Source organism: Bacteroides sp. AM44-19, assembly GCF_003603395.1.
Lineage (GTDB): Bacteria > Bacteroidota > Bacteroidia > Bacteroidales > Bacteroidaceae > Bacteroides > Bacteroides uniformis.
Genome location: NZ_QTNB01000011.1, coordinates 1 through 19113 on the forward strand (window position 1 = coordinate 1; position 19113 = coordinate 19113).

Annotated in this window: 17 protein-coding genes; 14 read left to right on the top strand and 3 right to left on the bottom strand. The window is 45.1% G+C overall.

The genetic code is table 11. The features are described 5' to 3' along the window. Window positions 1-231: 231 nt before the first annotated feature. The 5 genes from DW947_RS15005 to der all read left to right on the top strand — a co-directional run bounded on the left by DW947_RS15005 (window position 232) and on the right by der (window position 4466). Window positions 232-810 (top strand): DUF177 domain-containing protein, encoded by a 579-nt coding sequence (locus DW947_RS15005; RefSeq protein WP_005829530.1) that lies wholly within the window; start codon window positions 232-234, stop codon window positions 808-810. Window positions 811-822: 12 nt separating this feature from the next. Further along, window positions 823-1008 carry a 50S ribosomal protein L32 gene (rpmF, locus tag DW947_RS15010; protein ID WP_004288267.1) on the top strand — a complete coding sequence of 62 codons (186 nt, stop codon included), beginning with the start codon at window positions 823-825 and terminating at the stop codon, window positions 1006-1008. A 123-nt stretch (window positions 1009-1131) separates the two neighbouring features. After that, window positions 1132-2136, top strand: a complete 1005-nt coding sequence (locus tag DW947_RS15015; protein WP_005829534.1) for a beta-ketoacyl-ACP synthase III — start codon at window positions 1132-1134, stop codon at window positions 2134-2136. Between the two features lie 85 nt (window positions 2137-2221). Next, entirely contained in the window at window positions 2222-3103 is an 882-nt protein-coding gene (gene era / locus DW947_RS15020) for a GTPase Era (protein ID WP_016274452.1), read from the top strand. Between the two features lie 49 nt (window positions 3104-3152). Next, window positions 3153-4466 (top strand): ribosome biogenesis GTPase Der, encoded by a 1314-nt coding sequence (gene der / locus DW947_RS15025; protein ID WP_005829538.1) that lies wholly within the window; start codon window positions 3153-3155, stop codon window positions 4464-4466. 114 nt (window positions 4467-4580) lie between these two features. On the opposite strand, the gene DW947_RS15030 is transcribed toward der, so the two are convergent. Beyond that, a complete protein-coding gene (locus DW947_RS15030; protein WP_005829539.1) occupies window positions 4581-5351 on the bottom strand; it encodes an ABC transporter ATP-binding protein in 771 nt (256 codons plus the stop codon). Beyond that, window positions 5348-6091, bottom strand: coding sequence for an MlaE family ABC transporter permease (locus DW947_RS15035; RefSeq protein WP_005829541.1), 744 nt, complete (start codon window positions 6089-6091; stop codon window positions 5348-5350). Before DW947_RS15035 ends, DW947_RS15030 begins: the two co-directional genes overlap by 4 nt. Window positions 6092-6273: 182 nt before the next feature. Here DW947_RS15035 and lptB point away from each other — a divergent pair, with 182 nt between their 5' ends. After that, window positions 6274-7014 (top strand): LPS export ABC transporter ATP-binding protein, encoded by a 741-nt coding sequence (gene lptB, locus DW947_RS15040; RefSeq protein WP_034523256.1) that lies wholly within the window; start codon window positions 6274-6276, stop codon window positions 7012-7014. A gap of 82 nt (window positions 7015-7096) precedes the next feature. Here lptB and DW947_RS15045 read toward each other — a convergent pair whose 3' ends face one another. Continuing rightward, window positions 7097-7345, bottom strand: a complete 249-nt coding sequence (locus tag DW947_RS15045; RefSeq protein ID WP_005829545.1) for an RNA recognition motif domain-containing protein — start codon at window positions 7343-7345, stop codon at window positions 7097-7099. Window positions 7346-7819: 474 nt separating this feature from the next. Here DW947_RS15045 and tig point away from each other — a divergent pair, with 474 nt between their 5' ends. The 8 genes from tig (at window position 7820) to DW947_RS15085 (ending at window position 19088) form a co-directional block, all read left to right on the top strand. Continuing rightward, window positions 7820-9175 carry a trigger factor gene (gene tig, locus DW947_RS15050; protein ID WP_005829551.1) on the top strand — a complete coding sequence of 452 codons (1356 nt, stop codon included), beginning with the start codon at window positions 7820-7822 and terminating at the stop codon, window positions 9173-9175. Between the two features lie 131 nt (window positions 9176-9306). Next, window positions 9307-9969 (top strand): ATP-dependent Clp endopeptidase proteolytic subunit ClpP, encoded by a 663-nt coding sequence (clpP, locus tag DW947_RS15055; RefSeq protein WP_005829555.1) that lies wholly within the window; start codon window positions 9307-9309, stop codon window positions 9967-9969. A 2-nt stretch (window positions 9970-9971) separates the two neighbouring features. After that, window positions 9972-11216: an ATP-dependent Clp protease ATP-binding subunit ClpX gene (clpX, locus tag DW947_RS15060; protein ID WP_005829557.1), complete on the top strand. Its 1245-nt coding sequence runs from the start codon at window positions 9972-9974 to the stop codon at window positions 11214-11216. Window positions 11217-11390: 174 nt separating this feature from the next. Next, window positions 11391-13574 carry a DNA helicase RecQ gene (gene recQ / locus DW947_RS15065; RefSeq protein ID WP_005829559.1) on the top strand — a complete coding sequence of 728 codons (2184 nt, stop codon included), beginning with the start codon at window positions 11391-11393 and terminating at the stop codon, window positions 13572-13574. 102 nt (window positions 13575-13676) lie between these two features. Next, complete coding sequence (guaB, locus tag DW947_RS15070) at window positions 13677-15152, top strand: IMP dehydrogenase (RefSeq protein ID WP_005829561.1); 1476 nt, start codon at window positions 13677-13679, stop codon at window positions 15150-15152. Between the two features lie 89 nt (window positions 15153-15241). Next, window positions 15242-16804 (top strand): peptidylprolyl isomerase, encoded by a 1563-nt coding sequence (locus DW947_RS15075; RefSeq protein WP_005829563.1) that lies wholly within the window; start codon window positions 15242-15244, stop codon window positions 16802-16804. A 57-nt stretch (window positions 16805-16861) separates the two neighbouring features. Beyond that, the gene (locus DW947_RS15080; RefSeq protein WP_005829565.1) at window positions 16862-17710 is read left to right on the top strand and encodes a peptidylprolyl isomerase; all 849 of its coding nucleotides are present in this window, start codon (window positions 16862-16864) and stop codon (window positions 17708-17710) included. Window positions 17711-17720: 10 nt separating this feature from the next. Then, window positions 17721-19088: a peptidylprolyl isomerase gene (locus DW947_RS15085; protein ID WP_005829568.1), complete on the top strand. Its 1368-nt coding sequence runs from the start codon at window positions 17721-17723 to the stop codon at window positions 19086-19088. Window positions 19089-19113: the final 25 nt, after the last annotated feature.

Consider the following 19113-nt stretch of genomic DNA (forward strand, 5'->3'; position numbering starts at 1 on the left):
CAGAAGAAGCCTCCGTGTCTGATAAGGATACGGAGGCTTTGTTCGTTTTATATCTTTACATATACTTGGATGCCGGCATGGATTGTTCTTGTGTTTTAGGCCATGAGTTTTCTGCTGATTTGTAGTGATATCAGGGTGAAATGAACATAAAAAAATGAATATTTTACTCTAAATACTACATAATGAGGATAATTATTCGTATCTTTGTCGCCCGAATAAACAAAAGAAGCTTTGGGAAAGTTTGATAAATACAAAATAGACCTGAAAGGTATGCAAGCAGATTCATGCAAATATGAGTTTGTGCTAGACAACCTTTTCTTTGCCAATATTGATGGACCGGAAGTGCAGAAGGGTAAAGTCAATGTGGTGTTAGTTGTAAAGAAAACATCTCGTGCTTTCGAATTGAACTTCCAGACAGACGGAATGGTGTGGGTGCCATGTGACCGTTGTTTGGACGATATGGAACAGCTTGTCAGCTCGACAGATAAGCTGCTGGTTAAGTTCGGTCATGAATATGCCGAAGAAGGTGACAATCTCATTGTAATTCCCGAAGAGGAAGGTGAGATTAATGTAGCATGGTTTATGTACGAGTTTGTAGCTTTGGCCATCCCCATGAAGCATGTGCATGCTCCGGGTAAGTGTAACAAGGCAATGACCAGCAAATTGAGTAAGCATATGCGCACTACTCCGGATGATGATATGGCTGAGGACACATTTGCTCCGGAAGAAGAGGTGGAGCTGATGAATGAAGAAGAAACGCAGGTAGACCCGCGTTGGGACGAATTAAAGAAAATATTAGATAACAATTAAAGATTAAAGAAAATGGCACATCCTAAGAGAAGACAGTCAAAAACAAGAACTGCGAAGAGAAGAACTCATGATAAAGCAGTAGCTCCTACACTGGCTATTTGCCCGAATTGTGGTGAGTGGCATGTATATCACACTGTATGTGGTGCATGTGGTTACTATAGAGGTAAGCTTGCAGTTGAAAAGGAAGCTGCCGTATAATTACGGTCAGTTTGACTAAAACTTATACTTGAATATCGGGCGTCTAAAAAGATTTGTAATTTAATAAGCAAACCTTTTTAGACTACCGTTGTTTCAGTAGTTCTATAAGTAAACAAGATTTTAATGGAAAAAATAAATGCAGTAATTACAGGAGTCGGCGGTTATGTACCTGATTACGTCTTGACAAACGACGAAATCTCAAGAATGGTGGATACCAATGACGAATGGATTATGACTCGTATCGGAGTAAAGGAAAGACGTATCCTGAATGAAGAAGGGTTAGGTAGTTCCTATATGGCGCGTAAAGCTGCCAAACAGCTGATGCAACGTACTGGCGCGGATCCGGATGATATAGATCTGGTGATTGTAGCTACTTCCACTCCGGATTATCATTTCCCTTCTACAGCTTCTATTTTATGTGATAAGCTAAGGCTGAAAAATGCATATGCTTTTGACTTGCAGGCAGCCTGCAGCGGATTTCTCTATCTGATGGAGACGGCGGCCAATTTCATCCGTTCTGGAAGATATAAGAAGGTTATCATTGTGGGAGCCGACAAGATGTCGTCAATGGTTGATTATACAGACCGTGCTACTTGTCCTATCTTTGGAGACGGCGCTGCAGCTTTCATGCTCGAGCCGACAACAGAAGATGTAGGTATTATGGATGCTATTCTGAGAACCGACGGCAAAGGTTTGCCTTTCCTGCATATGAAAGCGGGTGGGTCGGTTTGTCCTCCCTCTTATTTTACTGTAGACAACCACATGCATTACATTTATCAGGAAGGACGTACTGTGTTTAAGTATGCCGTATCCAATATGTCGGATGTTAGCGCGGCCATTGCCGAGAAAAACGGTCTGACAAAGGATAGCATTGACTGGGTGATTCCGCACCAGGCCAATCTTCGTATCATTGATGCTGTGGCACATCGTCTGGAAGTTCCTCGTGAGAAAGTACTGATTAATATCGAACGTTACGGCAATACCAGTGCTGCTACGTTGCCTCTTTGCATCTGGGACTTTGAAGATAAGCTGAAGAAAGGCGACAACCTTATTTTCACTGCATTCGGCGCAGGATTTACCTGGGGAGCCGTGTATGTGAAGTGGGGATACGACGGAAAGAAGCAGTAACATACTATTGCTAAATATAATATGATAAAAACGCATCCTATTTCGATTCGATGCGTTTTTTTGTCTCAATTCAAATACTGAAGTCATGCACAAAGCAGGTTTTGTAAATATCGTGGGAAATCCGAATGTGGGCAAATCCACATTGATGAACGTTTTGGTAGGTGAGCGCATTTCTATCGCCACTTTCAAGGCGCAGACCACCCGTCATCGGATTATGGGCATCTATAATACGGATGACATGCAAATTGTGTTTTCGGACACTCCGGGTGTATTGAAGCCAAACTATAAGTTACAGGAGTCCATGCTTAATTTCTCCACTTCGGCATTGGCGGATGCAGATGTGTTGCTGTATGTGACAGATGTGGTTGAGACTCCCGACAAGCATAATGATTTTGTGGAGAAAGTAGGACACTTGGACGTTCCGGTATTGCTGCTTATCAATAAGATTGATTTAAGCAACCAGGAAAAGCTGGTGGAACTGGTGGAAGCATGGAAGGAATTGCTGCCGAAGGCGGAAATTATTCCTATCTCTGCTACTTCGAAATTTAATGTGGATTATGTCATGAAGCGGGTGAAGGAGCTGTTGCCCGACTCACCTCCTTATTTCGACAAGGACCAGTGGACGGACAAGCCGGCGCGTTTCTTCGTGACCGAAATAATCCGTGAGAAAATTCTGTTGTACTACGATAAGGAAATCCCTTATTCGGTGGAGGTGATGGTAGAACAGTTTAAGGAGGAGGCAAAGAAGATTCATATCAGTGCCGTAATCTATGTGGAGCGTGATTCGCAAAAAGGTATTATCATAGGCAAGCAGGGGAAGGCTTTGAAGAAAGTGGCTACTGAAGCGCGCCGTGATTTGGAGAGGTTTTTCGGGAAAACGATATTCCTGGAGACGTTTGTGAAAGTTGATAAGGATTGGCGGAGTTCGGACAAGGAACTGCGTAATTTTGGTTATCAGCTGGATTAAGAGTTATTCATACGACTGTGACAGTCGCAAAAAACAAAGAGTGTGAACTATGGGAAATTTAGTTGCAATCGTAGGACGTCCCAATGTGGGAAAGTCTACATTATTTAACCGTCTGACCAAGACACGTCAGGCAATTGTGAATGAGGAAGCGGGAACCACCCGTGACCGCCAATATGGAAAGACCGAATGGTTGGGACGTGAGTTCTCCGTGGTAGATACCGGCGGTTGGGTAGTGAACTCTGATGATATTTTCGAAGAAGAGATTCGTAAGCAGGTATTGATGGCGGTGGACGAAGCCGACGTGATACTGTTTGTGGTGGATGTGATGAACGGGGTTACGGACCTCGACGAGCAGGTAGCTGCCATCTTGCGTCGTGCCAAGAAGCCTGTGTTGCTGGTTGCCAATAAGACTGATAATCATGAACTGCAATACAATGCTCCTGAGTTCTATAGCTTGGGTTTGGGTGACCCTTATTGTATTTCTGCTGTAACGGGTAGCGGTACGGGCGATATGATGGACCTTATCGTCAGCAAGTTCAAGAAGGAATCTGATGAAATTCTGGACGAGGATATTCCCCGCTTTGCAGTAGTGGGACGCCCTAATGCCGGAAAGTCTTCCATAGTCAATGCCTTTATTGGAGAAGACCGCAACATCGTGACGGAGATTGCCGGTACCACGCGCGATTCTATCTATACCCGCTACAATAAATTCGGTTTTGATTTCTACCTGGTAGATACGGCGGGTATCCGTAAGAAGAACAAGGTGAATGAGGATTTGGAGTACTACTCCGTAATCCGTTCCATTCGTTCCATTGAGAATGCAGATGTATGTATTTTGATGGTAGACGCTACGCGTGGCATCGAAAGCCAGGATTTGAATATCTTCTCCTTGATACAGAAGAATGCCAAGGGGCTGGTGGTTGTGGTGAACAAGTGGGACTTGGTGAAGGACAAGACTGTGAAGGTGATGAAGACTTTCGAAGATGCTATCCGCAACCGTTTCGCTCCGTTTGTGGATTTTCCTATCATCTTTGCTTCGGCACTGACCAAACAGCGTATTCTGAAGGTATTGGAAGAGGCGCGTGATGTGTACGAAAATCGTATGACGCGTATTCCGACAGCTCGTTTGAACGAGGAAATGCTGCCGCTTATCGAGGCGTATCCACCCCCTTCAATTAAGGGTAAGTATATCAAGATAAAGTATATTACGCAGTTGCCCAATACCCAGGTGCCGTCATTTGTTTATTTTGCAAATCTTCCACAATATGTGAAAGAGCCTTACAGACGATTCCTGGAAAATAAGATGCGTGAGAAATGGAAGTTGACCGGAACTCCGATAAATATCTATATCCGGCAGAAGTAAAATATATCGTGATGATATAGTCGATTCTATTAACTGGTTTTATGAAGAGAAAGCGTCCGGAACATAGCTTCCGGACGCTTTCTTATGTAATAGGTTAGAAAATGAGGTGTGGTTTTATCCTTCAAGGTTCTGTATCTCCACTTCTTTGACTTTCCGGAATAGGTCAGATGCAAATATGAAACTGTTCAACCGCTCGTTGGTGGAAGTGAAGATATCGTCTTTATTGCCTTCCCATTCTTTGTGTCCTTCGTAAATATAGATGATTTTTTCTCCGATACCCATTACAGAGTTCATGTCATGAGTGTTGATGAGAGTAGTCATATTGTATTCTCGGGTTATATCTTGTATCAGTTCGTCGATGACAAGCGAGGTCTTGGGGTCAAGTCCTGAATTCGGCTCGTCACAGAACAAGTATTGCGGGTTTAGGGCAATGGCACGGGCAATGGCTACGCGTTTCTGCATACCGCCGCTGATTTCTCCGGGAAATTTGTCTTTGGCTTCAATCAGGTTTACACGCTCCAAGCAGAACATGGCACGACGAGTCCGATCGCGCAGGGTATCGTTGCTGAACATGTTCAGTGGAAACATCACATTGTCCAGTACCGTCATGGAATCGAACAGCGCGGCACTTTGGAAAATCATTCCCATTTCCCGGCGGAGCGCTTTCTTTTCCTTCTTTCCCATGGCGAGGAAGTTGCGGTGGTCATACAACAATTCTCCTTTGTCCGGTGTCAGCAGACCCACGATACATTTCATGAGTACGGTTTTTCCCGAACCGCTCTGCCCTATGATTAGGTTGGTCTTTCCATTCTCGAAAGTGGCATTGATATCTTTCAGTACCTCTTTTTCTTCAAATGATTTGCAAAGTCCTTTCAGTTCAATCATCCCATTAAAAGTTGAGTTAATATTAGGTCGGCGAATAAGATAAGTACGCTGCTGCATACTACGGAGTCGGTGGACGCCTTGCCCACTTCGATGGAACCGCCTTCGACGGTGTAACCGAAGAATGCCGATACGCTGGCAATGATAAAGGCAAAGAACAGCGACTTGATGATGCCGCACCAAATAAACCATTCGACAAACATGTACTGCAAGCCGTATTCCAAATCTACTGCCGACATGATGCCGCCGAACCAGCAAGTACAGAAGGCACCTATGATACCGGCGAATATACTGAACGTCACCATCAGTGGAATGGTTGTCACCATAGCGGCAATTTTCGGTAGGATGAGATAGTTGGCAGAATTGACACCCATAATTTCAAGGGCGTCTATCTGCTGGGTGACTCGCATGGTGCCCAGCTCCGAGGCGATGTTTGACCCGACCTTTCCTGCCAGAATCAGACACATGATGGAGGAGGAGAATTCCAGCAGCATGATTTCTCGGGTTACATATCCCACTGTCCATCGAGGCATGAAAGGACTCTCGATGTTCAACTTTATCTGTATGGTGATTACAGCTCCGATGAAGAACGATATCAGCAATACGATGCCGATAGAGTTCACGCCGAGCTGTTCCAACTCGTTGACATATTGGCGGAAAAACATACGCATACGTTCGGGACGGGCAAATACGCGTCCCATCAGTATGATATATCGTCCCACTGTCTTAAGTGCTTTAAACATGACATATAAGTATTTGAATGCAAATGTACACTATTTCGGCTTATTTTTGCTACATTTGCGGCGAAAACCTTTAGAGTATGGAAGAAGAAAAAGGCATAAAGGACAATGTAGAGGAAGTTAAGGAAAATCTGCAGGCCGGACCAAGCTTGACTGCCGGGGCAGAGCCACGGGAGGAAGGTAGCATGGTGCTGCGTACGGAGGATTTGGTGAAAAAGTACGGAAAGCGTACGGTAGTGAGCCATGTGTCCATTGATGTGAAGCAAGGGGAGATTGTCGGTTTGCTGGGGCCGAATGGCGCCGGTAAGACAACTTCGTTTTATATGACCGTAGGGCTGATTACTCCCAATGAGGGACGTATCTTCTTGAATGATTTGGATATAACGAAATATCCGGTATACAAGCGTGCGCAGACGGGTATCGGTTATCTGGCTCAGGAGGCTTCTGTGTTCCGTCAAATGAGTGTGGAGGACAATATTGCATCTGTACTGGAAATGACCGACAAGCCTTTGGAGTATCAGAAAGACAAGCTGGAGAGCCTGATTGCAGAGTTCCGCTTGCAGAAGGTAAGGAAGAACAAGGGTAACCAGTTGTCAGGTGGCGAGCGGCGCCGTACAGAAATTGCCCGTTGTCTGGCCATTGACCCCAAATTTATTATGTTGGACGAGCCTTTTGCCGGTGTAGACCCGATTGCAGTGGAGGATATTCAGCAGATTGTGTGGAAGTTGAAAGATAGGAATATCGGCATTTTGATTACTGACCACAATGTGCAGGAGACGCTGAGCATTACCGATCGTGCTTATCTGCTATTTGAAGGAAAAATTTTGTTCCAGGGTACGCCGGAAGAGTTGGCCGAGAATAAGATTGTACGTGAAAAGTATCTGAGTAATAGCTTCGTACTTCGTCGCAAGGATTTTATGAAGTAATCCCGGATACTGTCGATTGATAGAAATAAAAAAAGACCACTCATTCAGTGGCCTTTTTTTATTTCTCCTTAAATCTCTATGATTAATATTTTGGAGGTCTTGCTTCTTTCACTACCATTTGGCGGCCGAAGAATTCAGCACCGTCTAGTTCGGCAATAGCTTTAGCTGCAGCAGCGTCATCTTCCATTTCTACAAAAGCGATGCCTCTGAAACGTCCGGTGGTGCGGTCATTGATAAATTTTACAGAAGATACTGTGCCGTAATCTTCCATTGCCTTCTGCAGGTCACTCTCCTTAACGCGGTAGTTAAGGTTTCCAACATAAATGTTCATAATGAAATTGATAAAATAAATATAATGAATAAAACTCTCTTGGAAGGAAGGCTGAATAATAAATGGATTACAACGACAGAGAGTTTACAAAAGCGTTCTTGAAAACGGAAGTAAAAACCATGTAATGGAAATCGAAAAACTAATGCGCCATCATTCCGCGACAAAGAAACGCATAAAATTCGGATAAACAATGTTTTTCCTTAATTATTTTTGTAGATTGTCGTGCCTTCGGGCAACTCCCATTTCTCTTCATAGAAACTGGACGGTTCGGTTTATCATCGTCTTTTCCCTGAGTATCTTTCCCATAAACGTCCTCCGTTGTCAGTCCGATGGTTGGGCTCTTCTACCGCTCTATCCAAGAATTAAACTGAAATAAATCGGCAATGTTCTTTTGATAATTGAAAGAATAACGCTAATTTTGCACGCCCATTTGAGATATGGAACAAAGTATAAATCAAATAAATAATTGTCAGAATGAACGTTTCATTACAAAACATTGACAAAGTAAGCGCACTGCTTACTGTAAAGCTTGAGAAAGCAGATTATCAGGAAAAAGTAGACAAATCATTGAAGAGCTTCCGTCAGAAGGCACAGATTCCCGGTTTCCGTAAGGGAATGGTTCCTATGAGCTTAGTTAAGAAAATGTATGGTAAGTCTGCATTGGCTGAAGAGGTGAACAAGCTGCTTTCAGAAACAGTATATAAGTATATCCAGGACAATAAGGTAAATATATTGGGCGAGCCTTTGCCCAACGAAGACAAGCAGCAGGAAATTGATTTCGATACTATGGAAGAGTTCGAATTCTTGTTTGATATTGCTTTGGCTCCGGAATTTAAAGCTGAAGTCAGTGCAAAAGATAAGGTAGATTACTATACTATTGAAGTTACAGACGAAATGGTGGATAACCAGGTCAAGGCTTACACTCAACGTAACGGCAAGTATGACAAGGTAGACGTTTACGAGGACAATGACATGCTGAAAGGTTTGCTTGCTGAACTGGATGAAGAAGGTAATACCAAAGAGGGTGGTATTCAGGTGGAAGGTGCTGTAATGATGCCTTCGTACATGAAAAATGATGAACAGAAAGCTATCTTTGCCGGTGCAAAAGTGAACGATGTGCTTGTATTCAATCCGAATACTGCTTGGGACGGAAATGCTGCCGAATTGTCTTCTTTATTGAAGATTGACAAGGAAGCTGCTCCCGAAGTAAAATCCAATTTCAGCTTCCAGGTAGAAGAAATCACACGTTTCGTTCCGGGTGACTTGACTCAGGAAATTTTCGACCAGGTATTTGGCGAAGGTAATGTGAAAACGGAAGAGGAATTCCGTGCCAAAGTGAAGGAAGTTATTGCCAACCAGTTCGTGGCAGACAGTGACTATAAGTTCTTGATTGACGCACGTAAGATGCTGACAGAGAAAGTAGGCAAGCTGGAATTCCCGGATGCATTACTGAAGCGCATTATGCGTCTGAACAATCCTGACAAGGAAGAAAGCTTTGTAGAGGACAACTATGACAAGAGCATCGAAGAGCTGACTTGGCACCTGATTAAAGAACAGCTGGTGAAAGCCAATGATATCAAGGTTGAGCAGGAAGACATCACAAACATGGCTAAGGAAGCTACCCGCGCACAGTTTGCACAATATGGTATGATGAGTGTGCCTGAAGAAATCCTGGAAAACTACTCAAAGGAAATGCTTAAGAAGAAAGAGAGCATAGAAGGCTTGGTTAATCGTGTGGTTGAATCTAAATTGGCTACAGCATTGAAGTCTCAGGTGGAACTGGAGCATAAGAACGTTTCTGCTGAAGAGTTCAATAAGATGTTTGCATAAGAGTAATGTGAGCCTACGGCTAAAATTTATAAAGAAACACAGAGTTTGACAAACTATAACTCTGTGTTTTTTTGTGTCTCTGTGTTCTTTTTTGTTTCTTTGTATCCTTATAAATTAAAAAATAGAAAGAAATGGATGATTTTAGAAAATACGCTACCAAGCATCTTGGTATGAACAGTTTGGTGCTGGACGATGTGATTAAATCACAAGCCGGCTATTTGAATCCCTATATCCTCGAGGAACGCCAGCTCAATGTAACGCAGTTGGACGTGTTTTCCCGTCTGATGATGGACCGCATCATTTTCCTCGGTACGCAGGTTGATGACTATACAGCCAATACTTTGCAGGCTCAGTTGCTTTATCTGGATTCGGTGGATCCGGGCAAGGATATTTCCATCTATATCAATTCGCCGGGCGGTTCGGTATATGCCGGTCTGGGTATTTATGATACCATGCAGTTCATCAGTAGTGATGTGGCTACCATCTGTACTGGAATGGCGGCAAGCATGGCAGCCGTATTGCTGGTTGCCGGTGCCGAAGGCAAACGCTCCGCATTGACCCACTCCCGCGTGATGATACACCAGCCGATGGGAGGTGCCCAGGGGCAGGCCTCAGATATTGAAATCACGGCACGTGAAATCCAGAAGTTGAAGAAAGAACTTTATACCATTATCGCCGACCACTCCCACACTCCCTTTGACAAGGTATGGGCAGATTCTGACCGTGACTACTGGATGACAGCCCAGGAAGCCAAAGAATATGGTATGGTAGATGAGGTTTTGATTAAAAAATAAATATGGCAGATTCAAGAAAGAATAAAAATAGATGCAGTTTTTGCGGTCGCACCGAAGATGAAGTCGGATTTCTCATAACGGGGATGAATGGCTATATCTGCGACAGTTGCGCCACCCAGGCTTATGAGATTACTCAGGAGGCTTTGGGGGCTGGCAAGAAGGCAAGTGCCACGAAGCTGAATCTGAAAGAACTTCCTAAACCCGTAGAAATAAAGAAGTTCCTCGATCAATATGTCATTGGTCAGGACGATGCCAAGCGTTTCTTGTCTGTGTCGGTGTACAACCATTACAAACGTCTGCTCCAGAAGGACGGCGGTGATGATGTGGAGATTGAAAAATCGAACATCATCATGGTAGGCAGTACCGGTACGGGAAAGACGTTATTGGCGCGTACTATCGCAAAGTTGCTGCATGTTCCTTTTACTATTGTAGATGCAACAGTTCTGACAGAGGCAGGTTATGTGGGTGAGGACATTGAAAGCATTTTGACACGTCTGCTCCAGGTGGCGGATTATAACGTGCCCGAGGCAGAGCAAGGTATCGTGTTTATTGATGAGATAGACAAAATAGCGCGCAAGGGTGATAATCCTTCCATAACCCGTGATGTGAGTGGTGAAGGCGTGCAGCAGGGATTGCTGAAACTGCTGGAAGGTTCTGTGGTGAATGTGCCTCCCCAGGGTGGGCGCAAGCATCCCGACCAGAAAATGATTCCGGTCAATACCAAGAATATTCTGTTCATTTGCGGTGGGGCTTTCGATGGCATTGAAAAGAAAATTGCCCAGCGGCTGAATACGCACGTTGTCGGGTATAGCGCTGTACGCAATACGGCAACCATTGATAAGAGCAACATGATGCAGTACATTGCTCCGCAGGATTTGAAGTCGTTCGGACTGATTCCCGAGATTATCGGCCGCCTTCCGGTGCTGACTTATCTGAATCCGTTGGACCGTGCGGCATTGCGCTCCATTCTTACGGAACCGAAGAATTCCATCATCAAGCAATACATCAAACTGTTTGAGATGGACAATGTGAAGCTGACGTTTGAAGATGCTGTATTTGAATATATCGTGGATAAAGCGGTAGAATATAAGTTGGGAGCCCGCGGCTTGCGTTCCATTGTGGAGACAATTATGATGGATGCCATGTTCGAAATTCCGTCAGAACAGAAGGACAATTTTGTTGTGACGTTGGACTACGCCAAGCGCCAGCTTGAAAAGGCAAATATAGCACGACTGCAAAGTGCTTAAGAATCAGATGGTAATACGGGGTAAAACCGACTATTTTACTTTTTATTGAAAAATATTCGATGGATTATGCTTGAAATTTAAGAAGTTGTTTATAACTTTGTTAGGGTTCTTTGTGAAAACAAGGCGGAGTACCACTATTAAAAGTTAACTCAATAAACAACAACCTAATGAATCATGGCAGGGAAGAAGATTAATTTGATAGACCAGCTGAAGAAATACTTCGGGTTCGATACATTTAAAGGAAATCAGGAAGCAATCATAGAGAATCTGTTGGCGGGTAATGATACATTCGTGTTGATGCCTACCGGTGGTGGAAAATCTTTGTGCTACCAACTGCCGTCCTTGTTGATGGAGGGCACGGGTATCGTGATTTCTCCTCTGATTGCCTTGATGAAGAATCAGGTCGATGCGATGCGTAACTTCAGCGAAGAGGATGGGATAGCCCACTTCATCAATTCTTCCCTAAACAAGAGCGCGATAGACCAGGTCCGGTCCGACATACTCAGTGGTAAGACAAAGCTGTTGTATGTAGCTCCGGAATCACTGACGAAGGAAGAGAATGTGGAGTTTCTGAAAACGGTGAAGATTTCGTTCTATGCCGTGGACGAAGCCCATTGTATTTCTGAATGGGGTCATGACTTCCGTCCTGAGTATCGCCGCATCCGTCCCATTATCAATGAAATAGGAAAAGCCCCTCTGATAGCGTTGACTGCGACGGCTACACCGAAAGTGCAGCATGACATCCAGAAGAATCTGGGTATGGTGGATGCGCAGGTGTTCAAGTCATCGTTCAACCGCCCGAATCTCTATTATGAGGTACGCCCCAAGACTGCAAATGTAGACCGGGACATCATCAAGTTCATTAAGAACAATCCCGAAAAGTCAGGCATTATCTATTGCCTGAGCCGGAAGAAAGTGGAGGAACTTGCTGAAATCCTGCAGGCAAACGGAATCAATGCCCGTGCCTATCATGCCGGAATGGATTCGGCTACACGAACACAGAACCAGGATGATTTCCTGATGGAAAAAATTGATGTGATTGTAGCTACCATTGCTTTTGGTATGGGGATTGACAAACCGGATGTGCGCTATGTCATCCATTACGATATACCCAAAAGTCTGGAAGGATATTACCAGGAGACCGGACGTGCCGGAAGAGATGGAGGAGAAGGGCAGTGTATTACTTTCTATACCAATAAAGACTTGCAGAAGCTCGAGAAGTTTATGCAAGGCAAACCTGTAGCAGAGCAGGAAATTGGCAAGCAGCTTCTGCTGGAGACTGCTGCGTATGCCGAATCTTCCGTATGCCGCCGAAAAGCATTGCTTCATTACTTCGGCGAAGAATATATAGAAGAAAATTGTGGTAATTGTGACAATTGTTTAAATCCGAAAAAACAAGTGGAAGCTCAAGAATTATTGTGTACCGTGATTGAAGCTATTCTCGCGGTGAAAGAAAATTTTAAAGCGGACTATATTATAGACATAATACAAGGTAAGGAAACTTCAGAAGTGCAGGCGCATCTGCATGAAGATCTCGAAGTGTTCGGCTCTGGTATGGGCGAAGAAGACAAAACGTGGAATGCTGTGATCCGTCAGGCACTTATTGCCGGTTACCTGAGTAAGGATGTCGAAAACTATGGCTTGCTGAAAGTGACAGATGACGGTAAGAAGTTCCTTAAACATCCCAAATCATTCAAAATAGTGGAAGACAATGACTTTGAGGATGTGGAAGAGGAAGCACCTGCACGTGGAGGCGGTGCGTGTGCGGTAGACCCGGCATTGTACTCCATGTTGAAGGACTTACGAAAGAAGTTGTCCAAGAAGTTGGAAGTGCCTCCTTATGTCATTTTCCAAGACCCGTCTTTGGAAGCGATGGCGACCATATATCCGGTGACTTTGGACGAGTTGCAGAACATACCGGGTGTAGGAGCCGGAAAGGCAAAACGCTACGGCGAGGAATTCTGTAAACTCATTAAGCGGCACTGTGAGGAGAATGAGATTGAACGTCCCGAGGACTTGCGTGTGCGTACTGTGGCCAATAAGTCAAAAATGAAGGTGGCCATCATTCAGGCCATTGACCGTAAGGTGGCATTGGATGACATTGCCATGTCAAAGGGCATTGAGTTTGAAGAGCTGCTGGATGAGATAGAAGCTATCGTCTACTCCGGAACGAAATTGAATATCGACTATTTCTTGGAGGATATTATGGATGAAGACCACTTGCTGGATATCTATGATTATTTCAAGGAATCTACCACTGATAAGATTGACGATGCTCTGGATGAGTTGGGTGATGACTTTACGGAAGAAGAGGTACGTTTGGTACGCATCAAGTTTATTTCAGAGATGGCAAACTGATTGGTTTTAGTTGATAAAAAAGAAAAAAATGTTGCGTGCAAGTATACGGAATGGAATAAAAACCGTATATTTGCACGCAATAAATTTTAAACGCATAGCCCTATGTCATTTATTGCTGATAAGATTGTAATGGATGGATTAACTTATGACGACGTACTGTTAATCCCCGCTTATTCTGAAGTCTTGCCCAAAACAGTCGAACTCTCGACTAAGTTTTCACGAAACATTGAGTTAAAAATCCCGTTTGTAACTGCTGCCATGGATACGGTTACCGAAGCGAAGATGGCTATTGCCATTGCCCGCGAAGGTGGTATCGGAGTTATTCATAAGAATATGTCCATTGAGGAGCAGGCACGTCAGGTAGCTATTGTGAAGCGTGCCGAAAACGGTATGATTTATGACCCGGTGACTATCAAGAGAGGTTCTACGGTAGCTGATGCGCTGGCTTTGATGGCTGAATACAAGATTGGTGGTATTCCGGTGGTAGATGATGAAAGATATTTGGTAGGCATTGTTACCAATCGTGACCTTCGTTTTGAGAAAGATATGAATAAGCGTATCGATGAGGTAATGACTAAGGAGAACATCATTACTACCAATCCTACGACGGATATGGAGGCTGTTTCTCAAATTCTGCAAGAACATAGAATCGAGAAGTTGCCGGTAGTAGATAAAGACAACAAATTGGTAGGTCTGATTACCTATAAGGATATTACCAAGGCAAAGGATAAACCTATGGCGTGCAAGGATAGCAAAGGTCGTCTGCGCGTTGCTGCCGGAGTGGGAGTGACGAATGACACTTTGGAGCGCATGCGGGCTTTGGTGGATGCAGGGGCGGATGCCATTGTCATTGATACGGCTCACGGACATTCCAAGGGGGTTATTGAAAAATTGAAAGAAGCCAAGGCTAACTTCCCTCATATTGATATTGTTGTTGGTAATATTGCTACCGGTGAAGCTGCGAAGGCATTGGTCGAGGCTGGTGCTGATGGAGTAAAGGTGGGCATCGGTCCGGGTTCCATCTGCACTACCCGTGTAGTTGCCGGTGTGGGTGTTCCTCAGTTGTCTGCGGTTTATGATGTGGCAAAGGCACTGAAGGGCACGGGTATTCCTTTGATTGCCGATGGCGGTTTGCGTTACTCGGGCGATGTGGTGAAGGCGTTGGCTGCCGGTGGTTACAGCGTGATGATCGGTTCGCTGGTTGCCGGAACGGAAGAGTCTCCGGGCGATACGATTATTTTCAACGGTCGTAAGTTCAAGTCCTATCGGGGTATGGGGTCGCTGGAAGCTATGGAAAATGGTTCCAAGGACCGCTACTTCCAAAGCGGTACCAGTGACGTGAAGAAATTGGTTCCAGAGGGCATTGCTGCCCGCGTTCCTTATAAAGGTACTTTGTATGAAGTGATTTATCAGTTGGTTGGCGGTCTGCGTGCCGGTATGGGCTATTGCGGTGCAGCCAATATAGAGAAACTGCACGATGCCAAGTTTACCCGCATTACTAATGCAGGTGTACTCGAAAGCCATCCGCATGATGTATCTATAACCAGTGAGGCACCGAACTATAGCCGTCCAGAGTAAGATAATAACAAAATAATAGTGAATGCCCGGAGAGAGATTGCCGCTTTCCGGGCATTTTGTTTATATTTGCAGCCGTATAAAAAGAACGGATGGTGCTTATGGTTAGATTGTTTTGGGTGTTTTTCTTCCTCGGGTTCGGATTGGCTGTTTCGGCCCAGGACGATCCGGTACTGATGCGTATCAATGGAAAGGAGGTCCTCCGTTCTGAATTCGAACGTAGCTATAATAAGGGCGGTACCTCTGTCGGTGCAGGCCGGAAGGCATTGGATGCATATGTGAATAAGTTTATAGACTTCAGGCTGAAAATAGAGGCTGCCGAAGTTGCGGGATTGGATACTTCCCGTGTCTTCCAGAAGGAGCAGGATGAGTATCGCCGCTGTCTGATTAAATCATACTTGACAGATGAGGAGACGGCAGAGCAGGAGGCACGGCAGTATTATGACAAGATGAAATCCGGCCGGCGTGCGGGCCGGGTATATGTGAAGCATATTTTTAAATATCTTCCCCAGAATATTTCCGGTCATACCTTGCGTGAGATGGAGTCCAGGATGGATTCTATCTACAGGGCTCTTGCAAAGGAAGGGGGAGCTGTGCCGTCTTTCGATGCTTGCGTCGAGCAATTTTCCGATGAGAAGAAAGCGTTTTGGGTGGGTTGGCTGCAGATGCCGGTGGAGTTTGAGGATATTGTATTCGGGTTGAATGCCGGAGAGATTTCCCGTCCGTTCCTCACTCCTCAAGGCATTCATATCGTGAAAGTACTCGAACAGCAGGAAATCCTTCCTTTTGAGAGGATGAAGGACAAGATAATCCGTTGTCAAACCCGTCGTCATGGAATGGATAAAGGAACGCGGGCTTTTGTGGATAAACTGAAGAAAGAATATCACTATATGCCGGATAAAGCCGGTATCGACGAACTGCTGGCCAAAGGAAGTACTTCCCGTGTATTGTTTACACTGGATGGCAAGGCATACGGTGGAAAAGAGTTTGCCGGATTTGCCGCTGTTTATCCGGCAGGGACGCGCAGACAGTTGGAGGCTTTTACAGTAAAAACGATTCTGGACTATGAAAACTCCCGTCTGGAATTGAAGCATCCCGAATTCTGTGCGTTGGTGCAGGGGCATCGTGACAGCATGTTGCTTGCCGAAATCACTGACCGTGAAGTGGGAAAGAGGAGTGTGGTGGATGAAGCGGGATTGAAAGCATATTTTGAGGCGCACCGTTCGGACTTCCATTGGGACGAACCGCGTTATAAGGGTATTGTGCTGCATTGTACTACCAAGCGGGTGGCGAAGCAAGTACGGAAATTTCTGAAACAGATTCCGGAAGAGGAGTGGATGGATGCCATCCGTCTCACTTTCAATGCCGGCGATACTCCCAAGGTGCGGGCAGAGCAAGGATTATTTGCTCCCGGTGATAATGCATATGTGGATGAATTGGTGTTCAAAGGGAAGAATGCAACCCCGGTTTTGTCATTTCCCTTTACTGCTGTACAAGGTCGTAAGCAGAAGGGACCAGATAGTTGGCAAGAGGTGCGAGAGCCGCTCGTAACCGCTTATCGGAACTATTTGGAAACGCATTGGGTGGCAAAGTTGCGTGCTGCCGGTAAGGTTGAAATTGACCAAGAGGTTTTAAAAACCGTTAATAATCACTGATGCAACCGATTAAAACACTATCTTCGTACCTCAAAACGAAGTAAATATCAGTTGGTGATGCGAACAACCTGCTTTGGGCTTTTAATTTTCCTTCTCTGTGCGGCGTGCAGCGAGCAGCACGACCATAAAGGGTGGACACCGTTAGTGGAGTTGGACGGCAATTTCCTTTACCGGGAAGATTTGCAATCGGTACTTCCTGCCGGTTTGTCCAAAGACGACAGTCTGTTGTTTGCAGAACATTATATCCGTAATTGGGTGGAAGATATTTTGCTGTACGATAAAGCGCAGAGCAATATTCCCAATAACGGTGAGATTGATAAACTTGTGGAGAATTATCGCAAAGCATTGATAATGCATACCTATCAGCAGGCTTTAATACATCAGCGGCTATCAGAGGAGATTTCAGAACAAGACTTGACGGAGTATTACGAGAAGAACCAGGCGCTCTTCAAGGTGGAACGTCCGTTGATGAAAGGCTTGTTCATCAAAGTTCCTTTGACAGCCCCGCAGCTGGGCAATGTTCGTCGCTGGTACAAGACGGAAACCCGTGAGGCGGTGGAACATCTGGAAAAGTACAGTCTGCAGAATGCTGTGAAGTATGAGTATTTTTATGATAAATGGGTGCCGGTATCGGAAGTGCTGGATATGCTGCCCTTGAAGGTTCCTAATGTGGACGAGTATCTGGACAAGAATCGCCATGTAGAGCTGAAGGATACGGCTTTCCATTATTTCCTGAATGTGAGCGATTATCGCCCGGTGGGAGAGCAGGAACCCTATGAGTTTGCCCGTAGGCAAGTGAAGGATATGCTGCTGAACGTGAAGCAGGTGGAATTCATGAAGCAAGTGAAGGATGATTTGTACCAACGGGCGGTGAAAAGAGACAAGATTAAATATTATTTAGAATAAGACACCAAGAATGAAACAGTGTATGAACTTTAAGTTTGTAATTTTATTTGCCTTGACGCTATTAGTCGGTTCTACCGTTTATGGACAAGACAACGTAATTGACGAGGTAGTGTGGGTAGTAGGTGACGAGGCTATACTGAAGTCCGAAGTGGAAGAAGCACGCATGAGTGCATTGTATGAAGGACGCAAATTTGACCGTGACCCTTATTGCGTGATACCGGAGGAGATAGCCGTGCAGAAGCTGTATCTTCACCAGGCTGCCCTCGACAGTATCGAAGTATCCGAGAGTGAGGTTATCCAGCGTGTGGACTATATGACGAACATGTATATCGCCAACATCGGTTCGCGTGAGAAAATGGAGGAATACTTCAATAAGACTTCCAGCCAGATTCGTGAAACGCTGCGCGAGAATGCCCGTGAAGGATTGAAAGTTCAGAAGATGCAGCAGAAACTGGTGGGTGAGATTAAGATAACTCCGGCTGAGGTGCGCCGTTACTTCAAGGATTTGCCGCAGGACAGCATTCCTTATATCCCTACCCAGGTGGAGGTGCAGATTATCACTCAGCAGCCCAAGGTTCCTTTGGAGGAAATAGAAGATGTAAAGAGGCGTCTGCGTGAGTATACCGACCGTGTCAATAAGGGCGAAAGCTTTTCCATGTTGGCTCGTCTGTACTCCGAGGACCGTGGCTCGGCCATGCGTGGCGGTGAAATAGAGTTTTCGGGACGCGGTATGCTGGACCCCGCTTATGCCAATGTAGCTTTCAACTTGCAAGACCCCAGCAAGGTTTCCAAGATTGTAGAGTCTGAATATGGTTTCCATATCATTCAGTTGATAGAGAAGCGCGGTGACCGTATTAAAACACGCCACATTCTGTTGAAACCGCATATTCCGGAAGAAGCTCTGGCTGCCGGTTGTGCCCGTTTGGATTCTATTGCCGATGATATCCGCAATAACAAGTTCTCTTTTGAAGAGGCTGCCTCAGTGCTTTCGCAGGATAAGGATACGCGTAACAATCATGGTTTGTTGCCGAATCCCAATACGAACACTTCCCGTTTTGAGATGCAGGAACTTCCCCCTGAAATAGCCAAGGTGGTGGATAAGATGAAAGTGGGCGAAATCTCCGAAGCCTTCACCATGATTCCGCAAAAGACCGGAAAAGAAGAGTGTGTGATTGTGAAACTGAAGAGCCGTACGACGGGACACAAGGCTACCATTGCCGATGACTATCAGAACTTGAAAGAGATTGTGTTGGAGAAACGCCGCGACGAAGTGCTGGACAAGTGGATTCGTGAGAAGCAGAAGCACACGTATGTCCGTATCAAGGATAATTGGAAGAATAACTGTACGTTCAAGTATCCGGGCTGGATCAAAGAATAATCCGGAAGGATTTACATGGATTTGT

Excerpts from the sequence above, each read along its gene's own strand:
- rpmF (WP_004288267.1), top strand. The coding sequence starts at position 823 with ATGGCACATCCTAAGAGAAGACAGTCAAAAACAAGAACTGCGAAGAGA.
- DW947_RS15015 (WP_005829534.1), top strand. The coding sequence starts at position 1,132 with ATGGAAAAAATAAATGCAGTAATTACAGGAGTCGGCGGTTATGTACCT.
- era (WP_016274452.1), top strand. The coding sequence starts at position 2,222 with ATGCACAAAGCAGGTTTTGTAAATATCGTGGGAAATCCGAATGTGGGC.
- der (WP_005829538.1), top strand. The coding sequence starts at position 3,153 with ATGGGAAATTTAGTTGCAATCGTAGGACGTCCCAATGTGGGAAAGTCT.
- DW947_RS15030 (WP_005829539.1), bottom strand. The coding sequence starts at position 5,351 with ATGATTGAACTGAAAGGACTTTGCAAATCATTTGAAGAAAAAGAGGTA.
- DW947_RS15035 (WP_005829541.1), bottom strand. The coding sequence starts at position 6,091 with ATGTTTAAAGCACTTAAGACAGTGGGACGATATATCATACTGATGGGA.
- lptB (WP_034523256.1), top strand. The coding sequence starts at position 6,274 with ATGGTGCTGCGTACGGAGGATTTGGTGAAAAAGTACGGAAAGCGTACG.
- DW947_RS15045 (WP_005829545.1), bottom strand. The coding sequence starts at position 7,345 with ATGAACATTTATGTTGGAAACCTTAACTACCGCGTTAAGGAGAGTGAC.
- tig (WP_005829551.1), top strand. The coding sequence starts at position 7,820 with ATGAACGTTTCATTACAAAACATTGACAAAGTAAGCGCACTGCTTACT.
- clpP (WP_005829555.1), top strand. The coding sequence starts at position 9,307 with ATGGATGATTTTAGAAAATACGCTACCAAGCATCTTGGTATGAACAGT.
- clpX (WP_005829557.1), top strand. The coding sequence starts at position 9,972 with ATGGCAGATTCAAGAAAGAATAAAAATAGATGCAGTTTTTGCGGTCGC.
- recQ (WP_005829559.1), top strand. The coding sequence starts at position 11,391 with ATGGCAGGGAAGAAGATTAATTTGATAGACCAGCTGAAGAAATACTTC.
- guaB (WP_005829561.1), top strand. The coding sequence starts at position 13,677 with ATGTCATTTATTGCTGATAAGATTGTAATGGATGGATTAACTTATGAC.
- DW947_RS15075 (WP_005829563.1), top strand. The coding sequence starts at position 15,242 with ATGGTGCTTATGGTTAGATTGTTTTGGGTGTTTTTCTTCCTCGGGTTC.
- DW947_RS15080 (WP_005829565.1), top strand. The coding sequence starts at position 16,862 with ATGCGAACAACCTGCTTTGGGCTTTTAATTTTCCTTCTCTGTGCGGCG.
- DW947_RS15085 (WP_005829568.1), top strand. The coding sequence starts at position 17,721 with ATGAAACAGTGTATGAACTTTAAGTTTGTAATTTTATTTGCCTTGACG.